The sequence below is a fragment of the Flagellimonas algicola genome, from assembly GCF_005937185.1.
GTDB classification, from domain to species: Bacteria; Bacteroidota; Bacteroidia; order Flavobacteriales; family Flavobacteriaceae; genus Flagellimonas; species Flagellimonas algicola.
In genome coordinates, this window is the sequence record NZ_VCNI01000004.1 from 54,518 (window position 1) to 73,510 (window position 18,993).

Annotated in this window: 15 protein-coding genes; 5 read left to right on the top strand and 10 right to left on the bottom strand. The window is 42.1% G+C overall.

All coding sequences use genetic code 11. From position 1 onward, the window contains the following. Positions 1–18 precede the first annotated feature (18 nt). Both FGG15_RS18060 and FGG15_RS18065 read right to left on the bottom strand, forming a co-directional pair. Positions 19–1,173, bottom strand: coding sequence for an SIS domain-containing protein (locus tag FGG15_RS18060; protein WP_138838967.1), 1,155 nt, complete (start codon positions 1,171–1,173; stop codon positions 19–21). A 290-nt stretch (positions 1,174–1,463) separates the two neighbouring features. Continuing rightward, positions 1,464–3,662: an outer membrane protein assembly factor BamB family protein gene (locus FGG15_RS18065; RefSeq protein WP_138838968.1), complete on the bottom strand. Its 2,199-nt coding sequence runs from the start codon at positions 3,660–3,662 to the stop codon at positions 1,464–1,466. Between the two features lie 160 nt (positions 3,663–3,822). Here FGG15_RS18065 and FGG15_RS18070 point away from each other — a divergent pair, with 160 nt between their 5' ends. From FGG15_RS18070 to FGG15_RS18080, 3 genes are read left to right on the top strand one after another with little or no spacing between them, the layout of a single operon-like run. Beyond that, a complete protein-coding gene (locus FGG15_RS18070; RefSeq protein ID WP_138838970.1) occupies positions 3,823–4,398 on the top strand; it encodes a gluconate 2-dehydrogenase subunit 3 family protein in 576 nt (191 codons plus the stop codon). A 5-nt stretch (positions 4,399–4,403) separates the two neighbouring features. Beyond that, positions 4,404–6,095: a GMC oxidoreductase gene (locus FGG15_RS18075; RefSeq protein ID WP_138838972.1), complete on the top strand. Its 1,692-nt coding sequence runs from the start codon at positions 4,404–4,406 to the stop codon at positions 6,093–6,095. Positions 6,096–6,152: 57 nt separating this feature from the next. Then, the gene (locus FGG15_RS18080) at positions 6,153–7,274 is read left to right on the top strand and encodes an acyltransferase family protein (RefSeq protein ID WP_138838974.1); all 1,122 of its coding nucleotides are present in this window, start codon (positions 6,153–6,155) and stop codon (positions 7,272–7,274) included. Positions 7,275–7,308: 34 nt separating this feature from the next. Here FGG15_RS18080 and FGG15_RS18085 read toward each other — a convergent pair whose 3' ends face one another. Genes FGG15_RS18085 through FGG15_RS18100 form a run of 4 tightly spaced genes read right to left on the bottom strand, consistent with a single transcriptional unit; the run spans position 7,309 to position 12,442 of the window. Beyond that, on the bottom strand, positions 7,309–9,492 hold the full coding sequence (locus FGG15_RS18085) for an alpha/beta hydrolase family protein (RefSeq protein WP_138838976.1): 2,184 nt from the start codon (positions 9,490–9,492) through the stop codon (positions 7,309–7,311). Then, positions 9,476–10,108 (bottom strand): YceI family protein, encoded by a 633-nt coding sequence (locus FGG15_RS18090; RefSeq protein ID WP_138838978.1) that lies wholly within the window; start codon positions 10,106–10,108, stop codon positions 9,476–9,478. The genes FGG15_RS18085 and FGG15_RS18090 overlap by 17 nt, the downstream gene beginning before the upstream one ends. 1 nt (position 10,109) lies before the next feature. After that, positions 10,110–11,405 carry a Gfo/Idh/MocA family protein gene (locus FGG15_RS18095; RefSeq protein ID WP_138838980.1) on the bottom strand — a complete coding sequence of 432 codons (1,296 nt, stop codon included), beginning with the start codon at positions 11,403–11,405 and terminating at the stop codon, positions 10,110–10,112. Positions 11,406–11,434: 29 nt separating this feature from the next. Continuing rightward, the gene (locus tag FGG15_RS18100; protein WP_138838982.1) at positions 11,435–12,442 is read right to left on the bottom strand and encodes a formylglycine-generating enzyme family protein; all 1,008 of its coding nucleotides are present in this window, start codon (positions 12,440–12,442) and stop codon (positions 11,435–11,437) included. Positions 12,443–12,640: 198 nt separating this feature from the next. On the opposite strand from FGG15_RS18100, the gene FGG15_RS18105 reads away from it, so the two are divergent. Further along, entirely contained in the window at positions 12,641–13,612 is a 972-nt protein-coding gene (locus FGG15_RS18105) for an FAD:protein FMN transferase (protein WP_138838984.1), read from the top strand. 34 nt (positions 13,613–13,646) lie between these two features. On the opposite strand, the gene FGG15_RS18110 is transcribed toward FGG15_RS18105, so the two are convergent. The 3 genes from FGG15_RS18110 to FGG15_RS20400 form a co-directional block, all read right to left on the bottom strand. After that, complete coding sequence (locus tag FGG15_RS18110; protein WP_138838986.1) at positions 13,647–15,044, bottom strand: enolase C-terminal domain-like protein; 1,398 nt, start codon at positions 15,042–15,044, stop codon at positions 13,647–13,649. 69 nt (positions 15,045–15,113) lie between these two features. Then, the gene (locus FGG15_RS18115) at positions 15,114–16,109 is read right to left on the bottom strand and encodes a Gfo/Idh/MocA family protein (protein ID WP_138838988.1); all 996 of its coding nucleotides are present in this window, start codon (positions 16,107–16,109) and stop codon (positions 15,114–15,116) included. A 39-nt stretch (positions 16,110–16,148) separates the two neighbouring features. Then, a complete protein-coding gene (locus FGG15_RS20400) occupies positions 16,149–16,283 on the bottom strand; it encodes a hypothetical protein (protein WP_262710859.1) in 135 nt (44 codons plus the stop codon). Positions 16,284–16,410: 127 nt separating this feature from the next. Between FGG15_RS20400 and FGG15_RS18120 the strand changes: the two genes are divergently transcribed. Continuing rightward, entirely contained in the window at positions 16,411–17,772 is a 1,362-nt protein-coding gene (locus FGG15_RS18120) for a Gfo/Idh/MocA family protein (protein WP_138838990.1), read from the top strand. Here FGG15_RS18120 and FGG15_RS18125 read toward each other — a convergent pair. After that, entirely contained in the window at positions 17,769–18,977 is a 1,209-nt protein-coding gene (locus tag FGG15_RS18125) for a serine hydrolase domain-containing protein (protein ID WP_138838991.1), read from the bottom strand. The two genes, FGG15_RS18120 and FGG15_RS18125, sit on opposite strands and share 4 nt — an antisense overlap. Between the last annotated feature and the right edge of the window lie 16 nt (positions 18,978–18,993).

An 18,993-nucleotide genomic window follows, 5' to 3' on the forward strand; every position in this document is an offset into this window, starting at 1 on the left:
TTAATCGTTTGATCAGTGTTATTGTTTATAAATGTTTACACCTTTTACAACTCTATTTATAGCATTGTTCCTTGAGGGGGTATCTGGACTTAGTCCTAGATTCAATGACTTGTACAATCCCAAAAGCTGACTGGGGATTACGGCACTTATCGCAAAATACTCTTCCATATATTTATCGTTTTCAGCTAGTTCAATGGAAAGATTCAAATTGATCTCATCTTTATAGTTTAACCGTTCCGCTATTCCGATTTCGTAAAGTTTTTGCTCGTGTGAATTGATTGATTTTACCAAATCATATTCATACTTGTTAGTCAAAGGATTACTGGAAAATATATATACAACCAAAGTAGAATCTTTGATGACCACTTTAGGACCATGCCTTAATCCCAGAAAGGAATCATATTTACATACAACCTGCCCATCTGTAAGTTCTTGAACCTTAAGTTGAGATTCGCGCGCTATGCCCTTTAGGATACCGGAACCCAAAAAGACAACCCTATCAAAATTCAATTGTGCGACCTTATAAATTCTTTCTTTGTAGTCCTCTAGAATTTTTTTCCCATACTTTACCAGCGCGTCTACGCATTTCTTGTTTTTGTCCAAATTGCCCAAATCCGATATGAGCAGTCCGGCCAAAAGCATGGTTGTAAAGGAGCTGGTCATGGCGAGACCTTTGTCATTGGAATCCTTGGGCATAACAACGGTATTCGACTTTAGGGGGCTTGTATGCTTTACTAATTTCCCTTGGGGGTTGCAGGTAACGATTAAATGCATTGCCCTTTCACAATATTGTTCCGCCAAATCTACGGCCGCTATACTTTCAGGACTTTCCCCTGACCGGGCAAATGAAATAATCAGGGTAGGCTGGCTTGCACTCAAAAAATCCTTTGGATTCGTTATTAAATCCGTGCTAGCGACCGCTTCGGCAACTCTACCTAGTCTTTTTTCAAAACTTTTACTCAATACTTCCCCAATGTATGAAGACGTACCGGCCCCTGTCAAAATTACCTTTAAGTTCTTATAAACCAGCGCCTCTCCAAGAAACTTGACCAGTTGCGGTTTGTTGGTCTTTATCATGGCATATGTCTCTTGCCATAATCTTGGTTGGGCATTAATTTCCTTAAGGGTATTGCCGCCGCTTTTATTAGTGACGTATTCATCGCCTTTATCCATGTTAGAACTAGAGAGAATTAATTATTGGATTGCACAATAAGTGATATTTAAACCAAATATAGCTTATTTTATTAAAATACAAAGGAAAAAAAAGATTTGATATATTCAAATGCTTTCATTTTATTATAAAATTATATTTTATAGAAAAAAGTGAATGGTATCAAAATGAAATGAAGTATCTTTTTACTCCTAGTTTAAATCCAAATGCATTGCTTCAATTCGGGCTTTTTGGCCAACGAGCAAGTCCAAAGGATGAACGGAACGTTCTTTCTATCGAGGCTTTTGAACGGTTATAGGTCTTTTTTTAGTTTAAAGGCAAAGAGGTAGTCGCCTGATCTTGTTCCCTGTAATCCTCCTCCCCCTGCAGCAACCACAACGTATTGTTCTCCATTGGCAAGGTAGGTGGAAGGTGTGGCATAAGCACCTGCGGGCAAATCATACTCCCATGCAATTTCTCCCGTATGTTTGTTGATTGCCCTAAATTTTTCATCTCTCGAAGCCCCAATGAATATTAGGTCACCTGCTGTAACAATACCACCTCCAAACAATTGTGTTCCCGTGGGTGGAATGCCCCTATTGGTTAATTCTTGGTATTCCCCTAAAGGGATTTCCCATTCAATTTCACCTGAATTAAGATTCACGGCACACAATTTTCCCCAAGGTGGCTTTATACCGGGATAACCTTCTTGATCACGTAATTGTTGGTAGGCTTTCAACTTGTATGCCGTTGCCCCTTCCTTCGAAGTTTTGGATTCAATGGAAGGTTGCTCTACCAACGGCATTTGTTTGGCTGCCTGTTCGTTTTCAAGATGGTATAGATAGGCAAGTATGGCGCGTCTGTTGCTTTCGGGTATTTGTTTAAAGGAGGGCATCATGCCTCTTCCTGTTTTTAACAGGGAACTGGCATCCTCAATTCGAATTCTGTTTTTTAGATCCGCCAGGGACGGAAAAACGGTATTGCCTTCAAGGTTTGAGCCATGGCAAGATGCACAATTATCGGTATATAATTTTTTACCGACCGTTGCCATGTCGTCAAATTCACCGACTTGTTCTTGCATACCAATATCCTCGACAAGCTGTACCAAGTTTGGAATGTCATTGACCCCGACATAAATAATATTGGAATCCGGGTCATAAGCTCCGCCACTCCATTCGGCCCCGCCCCTAAACCCGGGTAACTGAACTATGCCGTACTTATCGGGTGGTGTATATATGCTTCCCCAGCTAAAATCCGTGATTTGGTCTTTGATATTTTCCGAGGATTCTTTGGATAGGTCCGTGATCAGGGTGCGATCAAAATATTGCCTGACAAGAGGGGGTGGTTTTACGGGGAAAGGTTGGGTTGGCCACGAGGATTCTCCTTCCATACAGGAAATGGGAACCGGACGTTCCCTGACTTCAAAAAGGGGTGCCCCCGTTTCCCTGTCCAGCAAGAAAATCAGTCCTTGTTTGGTAAGCTGGGCCACCGCATCTATTTTCTTGCCGTCATGGTTAACACTGACCAGGTTTGGAGGTGCAGGAAGATCGTAGTCCCAAAGGTCGTGATGGGATACCTGAAAATGCCATTTATACGTTCCGGTTTTTGCATCCAAAGCAATTAAGGAATTGCCAAATAAACCTTTTCCCTTACGATTATTACCATAAAAGTCATGGGTAGGGGAGCCTAAGGGGGCATATAGAATACCTCTTTCCGTGTCCAAGCTGAGCCCGGCCCAGGCATTGGCCCCGCCCCCGGTTTTATAATAGTCCTTAGGCCAGGATTCGTAACCAAATTCACCGGGATGGGGTATGGTGTGAAATATCCATTTAAGCTCACCGGTTCTAACGTTGTATGCTCTAATATGTCCAGGTAAGGACCTGTAAGATTCATTGATGCTGGATCCCATTATAAGCAGGTCTTTATACACCACGCCAGGAGAGGTGTTTCTAATATAGGCGGTTTCCTTATTGATTTCTCTATCCAAATGATCCCTTAGGTCGACCACACCCTTTTCGCCAAAGCTGGGATCCAATTTCCCGGTTTTTACGTCTATAGCTTGAATTTCGTTCAATACGCTGTGAAACAATCTCTTGTCTTCCCCATCTTCCCAATAAGTAAGGCCTCGACTGGTTCCCGCCAGTCCCTTCCCCATGTTTTTATTGTTGCTGGTGGGATCGTATTTCCATATTTCATTGCCCGTGGCTGCATCCAATGCCACCACCTTTAATCCGGGTGTTGTGGTATAGAGGATACCATCAATAATAAGGGGATTGCACTGCATGGAGGAACTTGTGTTGCTATCACCGGTTTTATACACCCAAGCAACGTTTAGATGGTCCACGTTGTTCAGATTGATTTGCCCCAAATCAGAATGTGCGTTGCTCTCGTAGCTCCCCCTGTACACTTTCCATGAGTTACTGGATGGGCCAGGGGTCTGCTTTTTTGGATCGCAAGAGGCGAATGGGGCAAACAATAAAGCGAAATATAAAATGTATAATGAAAACTTCATGTAGTAGGGTGTTTTTTGCGATCGATCATGTTTATGAATAAACCTGTGGATTTAATTTAATAATTTTGAAAAAAAAGTAATCAAAAATAAATAATTAATCATAACCTTTGTAATAGTTAATTTTATATTTCGAAATCTTTCATTTAACTAGTAGTAGCCTATGGATAGACGAGTAGCAGTGGTCCATATCTCATGGATTTTAAAATCAGCCTTTTTAACACCGGCCGTGAGCACATTATTTCATAGCTGTCGGGATGAAGTGGCAAATGCTCGGGAAATGCAGATTCTGAAACCAGGGCAAAATGAATCCATAATTGCAATGGCGGATACCATTGTTCCCAGGACGGATACTCCCAGTGCGTCCGATGTAAGGGTGAATCACTTTATTGATCTGTTGTTGAAAGATGTGTTTGATCGGAAGACAAGATCGGCTTTTTTGCAGGGTCTTTCCGATTTTGATGAAAAATGCAAGGCTAGGACCGGAAGTGATTTTTATGATCTTGATGAACAGCGTCGATTTCAATACCTCTCCAAGGTAGATCAACAAATAATGGGCAGGGATTATGGAGAACGTGTACCATTTTACTATTCTTTTAAGCACCTGGTAATAACTTCCTACTTCTCAACCAAGGAAGGGGTAAGGCAAAACCTCGATTATAAGCCTGTACCGGGGCCTTACAAAGGGGAGGTTGATTGCCATGGGAACACCAGGATAATGATTGGAAATTATATGTGAATGAGATGGAAAAAGAGAGATATGATATTATAGTTGTCGGTTCAGGAGTAACGGGAGGATGGGCGGCCAAAGAGTTTACGGAGAGTGGACTGAGGACTCTTGTTCTTGAAAGGGGCAGGGAAGTTAGGCATATCAAGGATTATAGCACAACCAATAAATCCCCTTGGGAATATAGGTACAAGGGGTATGATCCCCATAAGATAAAGGAACAATATCATGTGCAAAGTTTAAAATACAATTTTAACGCCTCCAGTCAACAATACTTTGTCAATGACAGCGAGCATCCTTACACCTATCCAAATGACAAACCTTTCAGGTGGTTTAGAGGGTATCAAACAGGCGGTCGAAGCATAATTTGGGGTAGAGGGTGCTTTAGATTGGGAGACCTGGAATTTGAAGCGAATCTGAATGACGGCCATGGCATAGACTGGCCCATTCGTTATAAAGACATTGAACCGTGGTACGACCATGTTGAAAAGTTCATTGGTATTTGTGGAACCAAGGAGAATATTGCCCATTACCCTGATGGAAAGACCGTTCTTCCCGCTTTTGATATGAACACGGCCGAGAAGGTTATCAAGCAACGGTTGGAATCTTATTATTCAGACCGGAAGTTGATACCTGTACGCATGGCCCATTTAACCAAGGTGGAGCCAGGTCAATTTAAAGGGAGGTCTGCATGTCAATCCAGAAACATGTGCCATGCCGGATGTCCGTTTGGAGCTTATTTTAGCAGCAACAGTTCCACACTTCCTGCTGCAGAAAAGACAGGAAATCTTACGCTAAGGTCCAACTCCATAGTGGAGTCCATCATTTACGATTCCAAATTGAATAGGGCAATTGGGGTCCGAATCATAGATGCAGGGACTTTTGAAAAAAGCGAATATTTTGCACGGGTGATATTCCTATGCGCCTCTACCTTGGCCTCCACGGGGATATTATTGAATTCTAAATCCGAATATTTTCCCAATGGTTTGGGCAATTCCAGCGGAGTTCTGGGACACTATTTAATGGACCACCATAAGAATATAGCGGGAACTGGAACATTAAGGGGCCATTTGGATAAGATTGACCATGGTCACCGTCCAAGTGGAGTCACAATACCTCGTTTTCGAAACCTTGGAAAACAGGAAACTGATTTTCTAAGGGGTTATGGGATCTATGGTAGGGCATTTCGTGAAGGGATCAATCCAAAACAAGTGGGGGTGGGCGTAGAATTTAAAGATCGCCTAACGAGGCCGGGCCCTTGGAGAGTGGCTCTTGCTGCTTACGGGGAATGCCTGCCCTATTTTGACAATAAAGTTGTTTTAGATAAAAAGAGAAGGGATAAATGGGGTCTGCCATTGCTTAAGATCTCTGCAGGGTTCAGGGAAAATGAGTTAAAGATGCGCAGGGATATGCGGAAGCAGATTGAGGAGATAATGCGAATAATGGGTTTGAAGGACATAAAGATTACAACCGGTTCACATATAGCCGGTGACGCCACCCATGAAATGGGCACGGCCCGTATGGGGAATGACCCAAAATTTTCTGTGGTCAATAAATTTAATCAGAGTCATGATATTCCCAACCTATTTATTACCGATGGTTCATGCATGGCGTCATCTAGCTATCTAAGTCCATCGTTTACATATATGGCTCTTACGGCCAGGGCCTGTGACCATGCTATTGGGCTTATGCAAAAAGGCAGTATTTAATGAAATCCACATTATGGAATGCAACAAATCCCATAGTCCAAAACCAAAAGTGTATCAATGAAATCAAAAAGCAAAAGGTTAACATCTTTGGATTTTTTTAGGGGAATCACCGTGGCCGCAATGATCGTAGTGAACGACCCGGGTAGTTGGGAAATCAAATACTATCAACTATCGCATGCCCAATGGGAAGGCTGCACCATGACCGATTTAATATTTCCGTTTTTTTTGTTTATTGTCGGTGTTTCCATTGTGCTCGCTTTCAAAGGTGCTTTGAGGAAAGGTGCGACAAAAAAAAGGCTGATCTGGAAATCACTGAAAAGGGCTGCCATTATCTTTTTACTTGGTATATTCCTTAATTTAGTTCCCCATTTCAATTTTCAAGAACTTAGGGTTCCAGGTGTGCTTCAGCGTATCGCACTGGTGTATATGTTCTGTTCAATGATTTTTTTGTTTGCTCATAGGAGGTATCTTTTCCTGTGGTTTGGTAGTATCCTTGTTGGGTATTATATCGTTATGATGTATGTCCCTGTTCCTGGGATCGGCCCGGCAAGTCTAGATCCCATCAATAATTTTTCAGCTTGGTTTGATAGACTGATTTTAAACGGATACTTGGGAAGTAAAGGCCAAGGTCAGTACGATGCAACCGGAATATTTACGACGGTTCCAGCTATAGCTTCTGGTCTTGCAGGTGTTTTAACAGGTGAATTGCTCTCGGACAGGACAAAAAATCAAAATGAAAAGTTGATCTGGATATTCATTTTTGGTATCTTCTCCATGGGGCTGGGATGGGCATTTAGCTATGGGTTTCCCATAATAAAGAAACTCTGGACCTCTACATTTGTACTACATACGGCTGGTATTGCAGCCCTATGTTTTGCCATGTCCTATTGGTTTTTGGATGTTAAAAATTGGAATAAATGGACTAAACCCTTTTTGGCTTTCGGGGTCAATGCTTTGGCCGCATATTTTATAGCTGCTTTATTGGGTCGTTTAACGAGTTCACCATTCATTGGTTATAAAGGTGTGCAGATTTCACCAAGGGAGTGGTTCTATAACGAAGTATTGAAGGTTCTCTTTAATGGATATAATGCATCATTCGCCTATTCCATATTGAATACAACCTTAATTTTTATGCTCATCTGGTACCTTTATAAAAGGAACATAATCATTAAAGTATAGCCCCCACCATCGTGTAAATTGAAATTTAGATAGTTTAATCTTGGGTTCCAAGCCATTTTATTATCCCATCTTTTGGTTGATGGTCTATTGATATTTGGATATTGGAATTCGGACCTAAACTATTTTTTACGGGCTTATGTACCCCACTTGCGGATTCAAGAAAAGATTCAATATTGTACACAGTTTTCAAATTTCCATCCGCAGAGATCGGGTTAACGATTTTGATGTTTCGTGGATAAATGGAAGCCATTAAATCCGGCAAATCATATGCTTTCAAAGCCCCGGGTACGGTGAAGGATATGAGGCTGGGGTCATAAGATTGGGTAGTGGCAATATCATAATAGCTCAAAAAAGGACTTACCAGCCCTACACGACCAAGGGTCTTGTCAAAAGCGGCGGCATGAAGCAATTCGGCTCCTATGGGTCCTACCGCAATTGCGGAAACCTTTGGGGTGCCCTGTACATGATTTTTTGCAAAATGAACCAGCCTTAACATATCCTCCGCACGCAAGCCTACGAACGATTTCCCAACCAACATGGCGCCAAACCATTGATTATAGGATGTTTCCCCAATATAAGAATCCCCTTTTAAGTAGCCCGGTCCAAGAATGCCCATGCCTGGTAGATCTGCCAACAAAATGGAATAACCATCTTGTAAAATTGCAGGTACCAAAGTATCTTGATCAATGGCATGTTCCATACCTTTCGTATCAAAGTATACGATTATTTCATCTTTGGCATGATTCTTAGGTTTGAGCAAAATTGCGGGAACTTTGTAATCCCCACTTCCCGTTATTAGATATTTTTCCAGAATGCGTTCAGATGTAACATGACGTCCGGAGAAAATAGCCTCTTCATAATCCCTTGGTTTTATAAATCCTGATAGGGCTTTGGCATTTGCTATGGATTCACTGATATGGTTTTTACGTTCCCTGCGGAACTTTTGCAGTCTGCTGTTCTGCTCTTCAACTTTGTCCCTGTTAAGATCAAATATGGTTCTGCCATAATTTGAAGAAATCAACTGCCCCGTTTTACTGACTTTTAGTTCTTCAACCGAAGGAATGCCCACCTCAAGATCTTCTCTGCTTCCTGGGTTGTTCAATTCTTTTTGGAAGAACGCGTACATGGCCTCCCTGTTCTTTTTTGTTGATGTATGCCTGTCATCATCCTCAACTAATGTAAGATTGTTGGCTGCATTCAAAGTTGTATACATTTTTTGGGCTTCATCAAAGGTTTCCCGCGTACCTTGTATGCTGAAAAAATCACGGGTAGTAGCAATTACCATAGTTGGCTTGGGTGCTCTTATCTCGATAAAATCTGCGTGATCGAGGCCCTTGTCCACTAATTGGTATAGGTTCTGTTCTGCGCATTGGGGCCCAATGGACCTGTAAAGAAATTCATAGCTCGTAATGTAGCATTCCGGGGCAGTGGCGAGAATCCTGTCGTCCAATGCGCCAAGATACGCCGTTAGGTTTCCCCCGCCGGATCTTCCGGTCATACCTAGACGACTGCCATCCACCTCTTTTCTGGTAAGCATGTAATCAATGCCCCGTAAAACATCCCAGATAAAATAGTTACCTGTGGAATAGCCGGATATTAAACATTGTGCACCCGCATAGGAATGTTCGTGATCCGGAATCTTGAACTTGAACTGACCAGTATGGTGATTCCAATAGTTATAGCGTTCCCCCTGACCCATAGGGTCAATGGTAAATACGATAAACCCCTTTTTTACAAGATTTATGATGATATGCTGGTACATAGGTGCCCTAAACCCTTCCAATGAGTGCCCGCATGCATAAAAAATTGCCGGGGTATTATCTTTTGCATCATCCGGTAAGTAAAGGGCCCCGGTTACATAGTAGTCCGGCATTGACTCATAGATAATCTTTTCAATTCGGTACCCATCTTTTTTCAATACACCTGTTATTTTGGCATTCAAAGGCGATTTATCGGGGAATGGGCCTACGATCTCCATCAATTGCTTTTTTGCGAGGGCTTGTCTTTTTAACCAATCTTCCTGGGTTTTTAGATTGCCTATGGCCCTTTTGCGTTCCTCCAGTTTGGAATAGGCCAAGTTGCTGAAATGCTTGTAGAGTGAGTTCTCCAAATCTGAATAGGAAGCCCAGTAATCGAAAAAACCAATATCCTCTTCTTGCGCTTGAATCGGGGACAAGATAAACAGGCAAAGAGCACAGAATTTAATGTGATGTTTCACCCTTGGTCGTTTTATTTTCGAACTTGAGGTTGAAATTCACACTAATATCGTTGCCCGTTTCTATTTGACCGAACATCGCTGTGGGTGGTTCAATATTGAAATCACTTAGCTTGATGGGCAATTCGCCCGACAAGCCCAATATTTTGCCGTCGTATGTGGGCATCACCTTAACCTGTACACTCTTTTCGACCCCTGCAATGCCCAAAATCCCGCTTAACATTATTAATTCAGCTTTGGTGCCGCCCATATATACAAAGCCACTGTCCTTGGTTGATTTGAAGGTGATACTCGGGTGCGCAATTGCTTTTATCGCTTTATGCAATTTATTGTCCATGGTCTTTCCCTTTCTGCTTTCAACATCTGTTGAAAAAATACTGACCGATAGCTTTGAAAGTGTACAGCTTTTGAAAACCTTGTTCTTTGATTTTTGGGTCAAAATGGTAATCTGACCAGCTTGTTTTTTCACATCGAGCGTCCAGTCATGCAATGTTGATGTGCCTGTTATATTTATGTTTGAACCTTCGCAGATAACATGTTGTTGTGCGGTGCCAAAAGTGGTGGTAAGGGCAACCACCACATGCACAATAAGGATCTTGCAGCCTGGGATGCATTTCATCTTACCTTTTTTTTCCCGGTTTAACAATTTTGTATACTCCTGTTGCCATCGGTTCTTCCAAAGATTTTGAATTCCAACTTAAATCAGCTGGGACAATGGTTTCCGATGATTTGATCAGATTGTCCAATGTCATCACTTGGCCCGTTTCTGCGGCTAATCTGCCCATAATGGTAGTCAAGGTACTCTCAGCTCCGTACGTTGTATCGTTGAAGCGCGTACCATTCAATATGGCCTGGATGAATTTGGTCTGGACCTTTTGGGAATTGCCGATATCCGTGTTGTCACGATATTTCCAAAATGTTTTTCCTTGATAATCCTTGAACTGGAACCTTTCATTGGCAATTCCTTTTGTACCCCTAATTTCCCATCCCATCCTATTTGCGCAATGGTTCATGTTCCGGCATTGGGAATGCAGCTGTATCCCATTTGGGTACTGGTATTGTATAAAGAAGTGGTCATAGGTGTTGCCCTGCTCCGTTCCAGAAAACACAAGTCTACCTCCATTTCCCAATGCCTTGGAGGGGAAATTGTCCATGACCATGTTCATAATATCTATCTGATGGATAGCTTGCCCGGCCGGTTGCCCTCCCCATAGCCAGGTAAAGTACCTCCAGTTTCTAAGTTGGTATTCCATTTCGGTTTGATGAGCTTCTCTCGGAACGATTTTTGGTTCACCAACATTGTAATAGGTATTCATGGAGGTGATCTCTCCAATCTCCCCGTTTTGTACCCTTTTGACCATCTCCTGAACGGCATCGGAGTATCTGAACTGCAAGCCTACGGACACAACCAGCTTTTTTTGATCTGCCAACAGGCCAGTTTCCATTACCTTTCTATAACCTGGGACGTCGACCGCCAAAGGTTTCTCCAGAAAAGTATGTTTACCAGCTGTTACCGCCGCTTCAAAATGTAAAGGTCTGAATGGGGGAGGAGTGGCCAGTAGAACCACATCGGATAATTCAATCACCTTTTTGTATGCATCAAATCCTACAAACTTACCGGAGTTGTTTATTTCGCATTGGCTGTCATAATTGGCTTTTAATCTTTGGTGCAATCTGTCCACATTGTCCTTAAAAGTGTCCCCTAGGGCAACCACCTTGACCGAGGAGGTGACGTTCAATGCCTCAAACAGAGCACCTGTCCCGCGGCGTCCGCACCCAACCAAACCGATCTTTAGACTTTTGGTGCTATTTGGGTATAGGTCATGTGGCACAAGGGCAAGCATGGTTCCCCCGAGTGCTGCCGAGGCGCTTTTTTTTATGAAGGTTCTCCTTCCGTTCTTTTGTTCGGTTTTCATTTCAAAAGATTTGTATTTATTTAAATCCCCTATTCATCCAGGGCAATCTGCCAAAATTTCAGGGCTTCCTCTTCGGTTGGTTGTTTGACCGGGCTAACCAATCGAAACCCAATATAGGATGCGTCTGTATACCACCAGAAGCTTTTTGGTATTTGTGGGTCATTTTTTTGAAGATATGGGCCCGATGTTGATCTTTTGGTCGGGGAGATGTCCGTTACGTCATCATTCCAGGACCCACCCCTGTAAACTCTAGGATGTAACCTGGTCGGAATGTTCCATGGGTTTACAGACACCGAATCCTTCGATTTGCCATAAAAGGTTTCATCGTATTGATCCAGGGTCCATTCGCCTACGTTCCCAAGAATGTCATATAGACCATGGGCATTGGGTAATTTTTCTCCAACTTTTGAATATTGATAATCACTATTGTCGTAGCTCCATGCGAACAGATCGAGACCCTTTCCCCCTTCCTTAAAGAAATCTTTCCCGTCGGGACCGGTTTTGCACATATATTCCCATTCTGCCTCTGTGGGAAGCCGGTAAAACCTACCGGTAACCGTTGAAAGCCATTTACAAAATGTCAGGGCGGCATAGGGAGAAATGTTAATAACGGGAAAGCCGGCCTTTCCCATTCCCAGACTGGGGTCTTCAAAAGGAGGGCTGGGGCGGGATATGGCATCCAATTTTTCCAGTTTCCCTTCTGGCTCCGCGTGGAACAAATTTTGGTTTTCAGCAAGGAAAAGGTCGAATACCTCCCAAGTGACTTCGTATTTTCCTGCCCAAATACTGTCTATTTTTACTTTATGCAAAGGTTTTTCGTCCATATTGCCCGTCTCGCTCCCCATATCATAAGTCCCACCAGGTATTTTGACCATATCAAAGGAAATATTTGAATTGGAGATATTTTGAGTATAAGCCGTCGAATCCATTTTCATGGGCAATTGGCTGTTCCCAGATTGAATCCCACCAATGACAAACCCCATAAAGATCAATTTATTCTGTAAGCGTGTAATCATGTTATTTATATTACGCTTCATGCTCAAAGATAATTTAATTATAAATAAATAAGGATATGAAAGATTAAAAACTTTTATATAATATATAAATATACTTTATATTCGTGTTATTAAGTGGTGAAGCATCCCGATATTTCATTAACCAATTGGACCACATTGAAACGTTTTTATTTTTTCATATACCTTCTATCACATTGTGCGCCCGCACTTGGCCAAGAGATGGAAAAGTTTAGTTTTAGGAGGGCGGCAATGGGCACCTATCTGAATATCACTTTCTATGCGGCCAATGCAAACATTGCTGAAGATGTTGTGAACAATGCATTTGAAAGGGTGCGGGAATTGAATGGTAAATTAAGTGATTACGACCCTGATAGTGAAGTCAATTTGCTATGCCAGAACCATAATGTAGGCCAATGGATCAAAGTCAGTGAGGAACTGTTTGAAGTTCTATCGATCTCCAAACGCATATCCAAATCGACCAAAGGAAGGTTTGATGTTACGATCGGTGGATATTCCCAATTATGGCGAAGTTCAAAAGAGAACAAGGAATCGGCCTTTATTGATGCTGAAAATTACGGATCTGGCTTTGGTTATCGGGATTTACACCTTAAAGCCGGAAATAGAACGGTAAAAATAGATAACGACAAAATTCGTTTGGACTTTGGTGGAATAGCCAAAGGTTATGTGGCCGATCAGTTGATACTGCTGTTGAACAAGCACCAATTAAGACATATACTAATTGATTTTGGAGGTGATTTATCCACCGGTGACCCGCCTCCAAGTAGCAAGGGATGGAAGGTCAGGGTGGATTTTGAAAGCGAAAGAGGTAAAGATTCAAAGGTGTTGTTGGTCAAGAATATGTCTGTAGCCACATCTGGAGATTTATTTCAGAAAATTTCGCACAATGGAAGGACATTTTCCCATATTATTGATCCCTCCACGGGAATGTGGGCAACCAAATCAATTCAAGTAACGGTGATGGCCGGATCAGGCGCACTGGCGGATAGCTATGCCACTGCGTTTAATGTCATGGATATTGATCAAGTCAAAAAACTTTTGGGAAAAAAGAAGAACAGGGATGTCCACGCATTGATTTCTTATATGGAAAATGGTACAAGAAAGGTTTGGAGCTCGCCTTATTTCAATAAGTTCTTATACGCACAGGATATTCCTTTAGTGAGGTCGAAGTAACCCATATTCTTACTGTTCAACAGGCTAGATCGACTTAAAGATTTTTATAATGGTCGGGCTCGAGAAATATTCCACCAGATTCCCTGTAAAAGCTTTCGTTCAATGTGAAAAGTCCATTTTTTGGTTTATTCCATGATGCTTCGCCCCTGGGATGGTAACTTATCATGTGGTTCCAGTTTTTGTAGTTTTGGGAGCCATTTGTTTCCAGTAGCCCCACTTTTAACCCTGGAAATGGAGGCAAATGCGACGCAAGCAACTTGTTCCAATCCACCAGGATCGGGTTTACCGTTAGATCGGTACAAAAGCAAGGGATTCCTTTGTCATGGGCAAGTTTGGCTATTTTTATGGTATTGCTTAGGGTTTTGCCCATGGCCTTCAGGGCAATTCCGGTGTAGCCCATTTCAATTCTCTTTTGCGCTTCCTTATCAGTATGGGCACTTTCGTCCGCAGCAATCCTAGCCCCTAAGTCAGAAACGTCTTCTTCCAGAGCTTCTGGAAAGGGTTCCTCGACAATCGCTATCTTGTCCAATACTTTTATTCGATCACAATGATCCAGTAACTTAACTAAAGTTTCCTTGCCATGGTATCTGCCATTTGCGTCCAAGTAATAGTAAAATTTCTTGTTGGAAATCGCTTGGGTGGTGGCAGAGCGCAGGCTACTGTCAATTAGTTTGATCCGATGCATGTCTTTTTCGAGCATTTCTTGTTGGGATCCCGGAGAACCAATTTTTATCTTTATAAAGAATTGACCTGAGTTTTTTATTTCTTCAATTCCGGAAGTGGAAGTGGAATAAGAAATTGAGGGAATGCTTGCTATGGTTTCGGTCTTATGGGAAAATGCTTCTCTGTAATCCGATGGAATCAACTCTGTGAATGAATCGATCTTGTTTTGTTTTGCATAAAGTAACCATGCAGCATTGTCCACGGAGGTTAGGGCATTCAACGTAAAGGTTTTTCTCAAGTTTGTATTATTGGTCAATTTGATCCCATAAGCATGGACTTCATCAAATGCATCCTCGATCATCTGGATGGGCGTATCAAAGGATTGGCCAGATAATATCTGCAAGGCCCTGGAGGTCAAATTGAACATAATGGCGTTGCTTCCACTTTCTCCCCATAAAGAAGTTATGGAAGAATCGGACCAAAGCGGACTTTGTACGCCAAGGCCTATGGATTTGTTTCCCTCAGCATCCTTTAATTGCGAAACTACCTGCCATAGGCGCGTAATATACCCTCCTTTAAACCCATATGAATGAATTAGTGGTTCCCTTTCAAACCAAGAATGGCCCCTTGCCATGGTCAGCATTTTTTTGGACTTGGAGATCAGGTTGTTTCCCATCATATTGTTGGGGAGTCCCAATGAGGCGGCTCCTGCCGTTAATGCTGTTTTCTTCAAGAATTCCCTTCTGGTAAAATCGCTGTTATCAACCATACGTGTATATTATTCAAAAATTTTAGTCAAATGGATCTGCATTGCCATAGATCCTTTCAATACGATGGATTATTGCCCCCAAACTTCTTTTAGGGATACCCAGGTTCCAGTTTTTTCGCTTTTCTGGGCAGCATCCAAAAAGGCAAATAGTTCTATGGTTTCACTTGGATCAACAGGAACTTCCCCTGTTTCAAAAAATTCCAAGATTTTGTCAGTCAGTGGGGAAAGGTTTTCAAAATCGCCTAAATAACTCACTCCCTTATCACCAAAGACCTGGCCTCCATATTTTTGCATTCCATTTTTAAGGCCATTGTATGTCCCTATTCTGCCATGTCCCCAATCACCAATTATAAAATGGTGCTTTTCAGAGGTAAAGCACTTTACTTTTTCGCAGCCGTTCCCCATAACGGTATATAAAAGTTCCGCTCCATGGATACCATACCAATACATTGATGGATGTGTTGGTTCATAAATTATGGGAGCGTATACTTGGGCCCCTGTTACATTACCAATAGCACCATCCCTGACTTCCTGTGCGGTTTTCATGAACCTTACCGCTGAGGAGCTAAAGATTGGAATATTGAGTTTTTGGGCGAACTCAAAAATTTCAATTACCTCCACTAACGATATGGCCATTGGTTTGTCAATGAAAACCCGCTTCCCAGCCTTTAGAATGATCTCTGCTTGTTCTTTGTGCAATCTCCCATCAACGGTGCAAAGCAGAACATAATCCACTTTGTTCAACAGCTCTCCAAGCGAATCGGTGATTTCCACGCCCATGGATTTAATTTGTTTGCTGAATTGCCCCACTCTTGAATGACTGGCAGGTAGATCATTGCTTACTGAAGTGTAGGCTGCGGTTACCCTATATCCGCTATTGGAGGTATTGATCCCTCTAACCAAATAGGGGCTATGGGAAGTGTCCATCCCAACAATTCCAACACGTTTATCATTCTTTTGGCTCCACGAAAAATTGTAACCACTGGAACCTAGGCCGGGTATTAGTGTCCCAACGCCGGCACAGGATATCTTTTTTATAAAATTCCTTCTTGCTTGAGTCGCCATAGGGCCGTTAATTGTTTAAAATTGTATTTCAACATTATTTTAACCTTTCCAACAGAGAATTTCTGGCGATGGGCCCATACCGGAAACAGAGATTCCCGGGTATACTTTATTGTGTTTAACCTCTTGTATGTTCTCCCATGAAACCATATGGCCCTTAAAGTGTACTTTTTTCATTTCAAATGAATTTCAATACTACACCAGAAATATAAACAAAATAGAACTAAAAATAATATAAAAACTTTCTAAAAGTTATTTTTTATTAATAAAAACTTATATTTAATTATGTTTTAAATAATATCAAATGGGCTTGCAGGAAATCGATGCAAATAAACATGATTTGAACAGGAGGAACTTTATGAGCTTAAATACCAAGGTGGCAGCCTTTCTGGCAGTAGCCCCTTCCTATGCATTCAAATTGTGTCCTGAACCGAACCAAAAATTAAAAATAGCCATTGTGGGCACGGGTATTAGGGCTTTACGGGCATGGGGACTGGAGCTGGTCAATGGGTATTCGGACCATACTCAATTAGTTGGCCTGTGCGATGCCAATATAAAGAGGGCGGAGGCCTTTAAAGAAATATTGGGAATTCCTGTGAAACTGTTCCCTGCGGACCAGTTTGTCAGAATGATCAAAGAGCAGGAACCGCATATCGTTTTGGTCGCTACTACGGATAATGCGCATTCCAAGTACATTATCGAAGCGTTGAAGTCAGGTTGTGACGTAATAACCGAGAAACCCATTGCCATTGATGAAACCCAATGCCAAGATATTTTGGATGCAGAAAAGGCCCATGACCAAAAAGTTTATGTGGGCTTTAATGTCAGATATATGAACGATTCCATGGAGATGAAAAGAATCTTGGACTCCAAAGTACTTGGCAAAATTATATCGGTAGGGTATCAGGAATATTTGGATAATGTGCACGGTGCCTCTTATTACCGCAGATGGCACGGTAAAAGTAAGTACTCAGGTTCCTTGTTTGTACATAAATCATCCCACCACTTTGATTTGGTCAATTGGCTTCTGGATGATGACCCAGTTGAGGTCAAGGCCATGGGAGGACTTCAGTTTTATGGGGCAAACAATGACTTTAGGGGAAGGAATTGCAGGAATTGCGATTTTACCGAACAATGTGATTTCTATTGGGATATCACAAAAAATGGGCTATTGGGAAAACTGTACACCGATTGTGAAGGTATAGATAATTATTATAGAGATGGCTGTGTATGGGATAAAGCAATAGATGCGCCAGACTCAGGATCTATTTTGGTCCGTTATGGGCGAGGGGCACACTTAAACTATTCGTTTAGCGCTTATTTGCCCTATGAGGGACAGTATATTTCTTTTTCTGGAGAAAAAGGGAGGTTGGATGTGCGGATATTCCATAAGCAAACTTGGATGGACGAGGTCCGATCGGAGTTTAGGTTGAGCATGGGCACTGGGACATCCCGTAGTTGGGTCATTAAACCCAATGAAGGTGCACACGGAGGTGCGGACGCCAGGGTCAAGGACAACTTTTTTAAAAATGGGCATTTGGATCCAATGAATCAAAGAGCTGGGAGCAGGGCCGGGATAATGTCGAGTCTGGTTGGAATTGCAGCCATGAAATCCATTGATCAAGGGAGAACCATCAGAATAGATGAATTGATGGATTTTAGTTAATTCAGGGCTTGGTATGTAGCTATTCTTACTTTTCTGAACACATCCGTGGCGGGTTGGGAGGTCCTGTCCATGACCAATCCAAACAAATTGTTTTTTTGGTCAATCCAAAACAAGGTGCCGTGATAGCCTCCCCAACCAAAAATACCCTTGGGGGAAAGAGTTCCATCCTTGACGGGATCAGTAAGGATAAACAATGAGAACCCAGTGGAACAGCCTGTAAAGGTCCCATTTTCCAACTCTGGGTTTAGAGGTGTTTTTATCAATTCGACCGAAGTAGGACTGATTATATGCCTACCTTTAAAAGAACCGTTATTCAGTAGCATTTGGCAAAAATTTGCATAATCTTTCGTGGTCGATACCATTCCTGCTCCCCCAAGTTGTACTTCAGAAGATTTTAAGTAAGACAATTCATTGTACTTATGCTTGTAAAAGTTGATGACCCCATTTTCATTGCGCAATAAAGGTTGTAAGCGTACTTTTTCATCGTCTGTTAAATGGAATTTAGTGTCGTGCATTTCCAATGGCCCCAAAATACGGTCCTTTAGAAATTCATATAGTGATTTTCCGGTAATTACCTCTATGAGTCTTCCAAGTATTGAGGTGTTGATTCCATACTGATATTGGCTTCCCGGTTCAAACTTTAATGGGATCGATACCATGGACCTGGAAAAATCCTCCAAATCCTTGTACCATAAATCGCTAAGCAAAACTTGTTGTCCATCACTTTTTCTAGGGTAATATCCCCATCCAGATCGATGTGCAAGCAGATCCAGGATGGTAACGGATCTAGTACAAGGATATGTGTTGCCCGATTCATGCTGACATTTTGGATCGGCCATCTCGGGGAGGTGCTTTTCTATGGGGTCGTCCAGAAAAATCTTCCCTTCTTCCAGTAATATCATAACAGCAACTGTTGTAATGGGCTTTGTCATGGACCATAGCGGAAAAATGGTTTGATCGGTAATGTTCTCATCTCCCCTTAATCCTGAATTGACTATACTATCATAGATGATCTGCCCGTCCTTAAAAATGAGCACCTGATTACTTCCAGTCAATCCCTTCTGGATAATGTCCCTTTGCACCGTTGCAATTCGGTTCAATCGCGATTGGTTATAGCGCTCCGTTTTAGCCTCGGTTTTTGAACCGGGGTCTTTGCAGGAGATAAATAATAAAAACAAAGGAACAAATTGAAGAAACTTGACCATGTTCACGTTCTTTGGA

What these genes read in the sequence shown, in the direction of transcription:
- FGG15_RS18060 (WP_138838967.1), bottom strand. Translation starts at nt 1,173, where the DNA reads ATGGATAAAGGCGATGAATACGTCACTAATAAAAGCGGCGGCAATACC.
- FGG15_RS18065 (WP_138838968.1), bottom strand. Translation starts at nt 3,662, where the DNA reads ATGAAGTTTTCATTATACATTTTATATTTCGCTTTATTGTTTGCCCCA.
- FGG15_RS18070 (WP_138838970.1), top strand. Translation starts at nt 3,823, where the DNA reads ATGGATAGACGAGTAGCAGTGGTCCATATCTCATGGATTTTAAAATCA.
- FGG15_RS18075 (WP_138838972.1), top strand. Translation starts at nt 4,404, where the DNA reads ATGGAAAAAGAGAGATATGATATTATAGTTGTCGGTTCAGGAGTAACG.
- FGG15_RS18080 (WP_138838974.1), top strand. Translation starts at nt 6,153, where the DNA reads ATGAAATCAAAAAGCAAAAGGTTAACATCTTTGGATTTTTTTAGGGGA.
- FGG15_RS18090 (WP_138838978.1), bottom strand. Translation starts at nt 10,108, where the DNA reads ATGAAATGCATCCCAGGCTGCAAGATCCTTATTGTGCATGTGGTGGTT.
- FGG15_RS18095 (WP_138838980.1), bottom strand. Translation starts at nt 11,405, where the DNA reads ATGAAAACCGAACAAAAGAACGGAAGGAGAACCTTCATAAAAAAAAGC.
- FGG15_RS18100 (WP_138838982.1), bottom strand. Translation starts at nt 12,442, where the DNA reads ATGAAGCGTAATATAAATAACATGATTACACGCTTACAGAATAAATTG.
- FGG15_RS18105 (WP_138838984.1), top strand. Translation starts at nt 12,641, where the DNA reads ATGGAAAAGTTTAGTTTTAGGAGGGCGGCAATGGGCACCTATCTGAAT.
- FGG15_RS18110 (WP_138838986.1), bottom strand. Translation starts at nt 15,044, where the DNA reads ATGGTTGATAACAGCGATTTTACCAGAAGGGAATTCTTGAAGAAAACA.
- FGG15_RS18115 (WP_138838988.1), bottom strand. Translation starts at nt 16,109, where the DNA reads ATGGCGACTCAAGCAAGAAGGAATTTTATAAAAAAGATATCCTGTGCC.
- FGG15_RS20400 (WP_262710859.1), bottom strand. Translation starts at nt 16,283, where the DNA reads ATGAAAAAAGTACACTTTAAGGGCCATATGGTTTCATGGGAGAACATA.
- FGG15_RS18120 (WP_138838990.1), top strand. Translation starts at nt 16,411, where the DNA reads ATGGGCTTGCAGGAAATCGATGCAAATAAACATGATTTGAACAGGAGG.
- FGG15_RS18125 (WP_138838991.1), bottom strand. Translation starts at nt 18,977, where the DNA reads ATGGTCAAGTTTCTTCAATTTGTTCCTTTGTTTTTATTATTTATCTCC.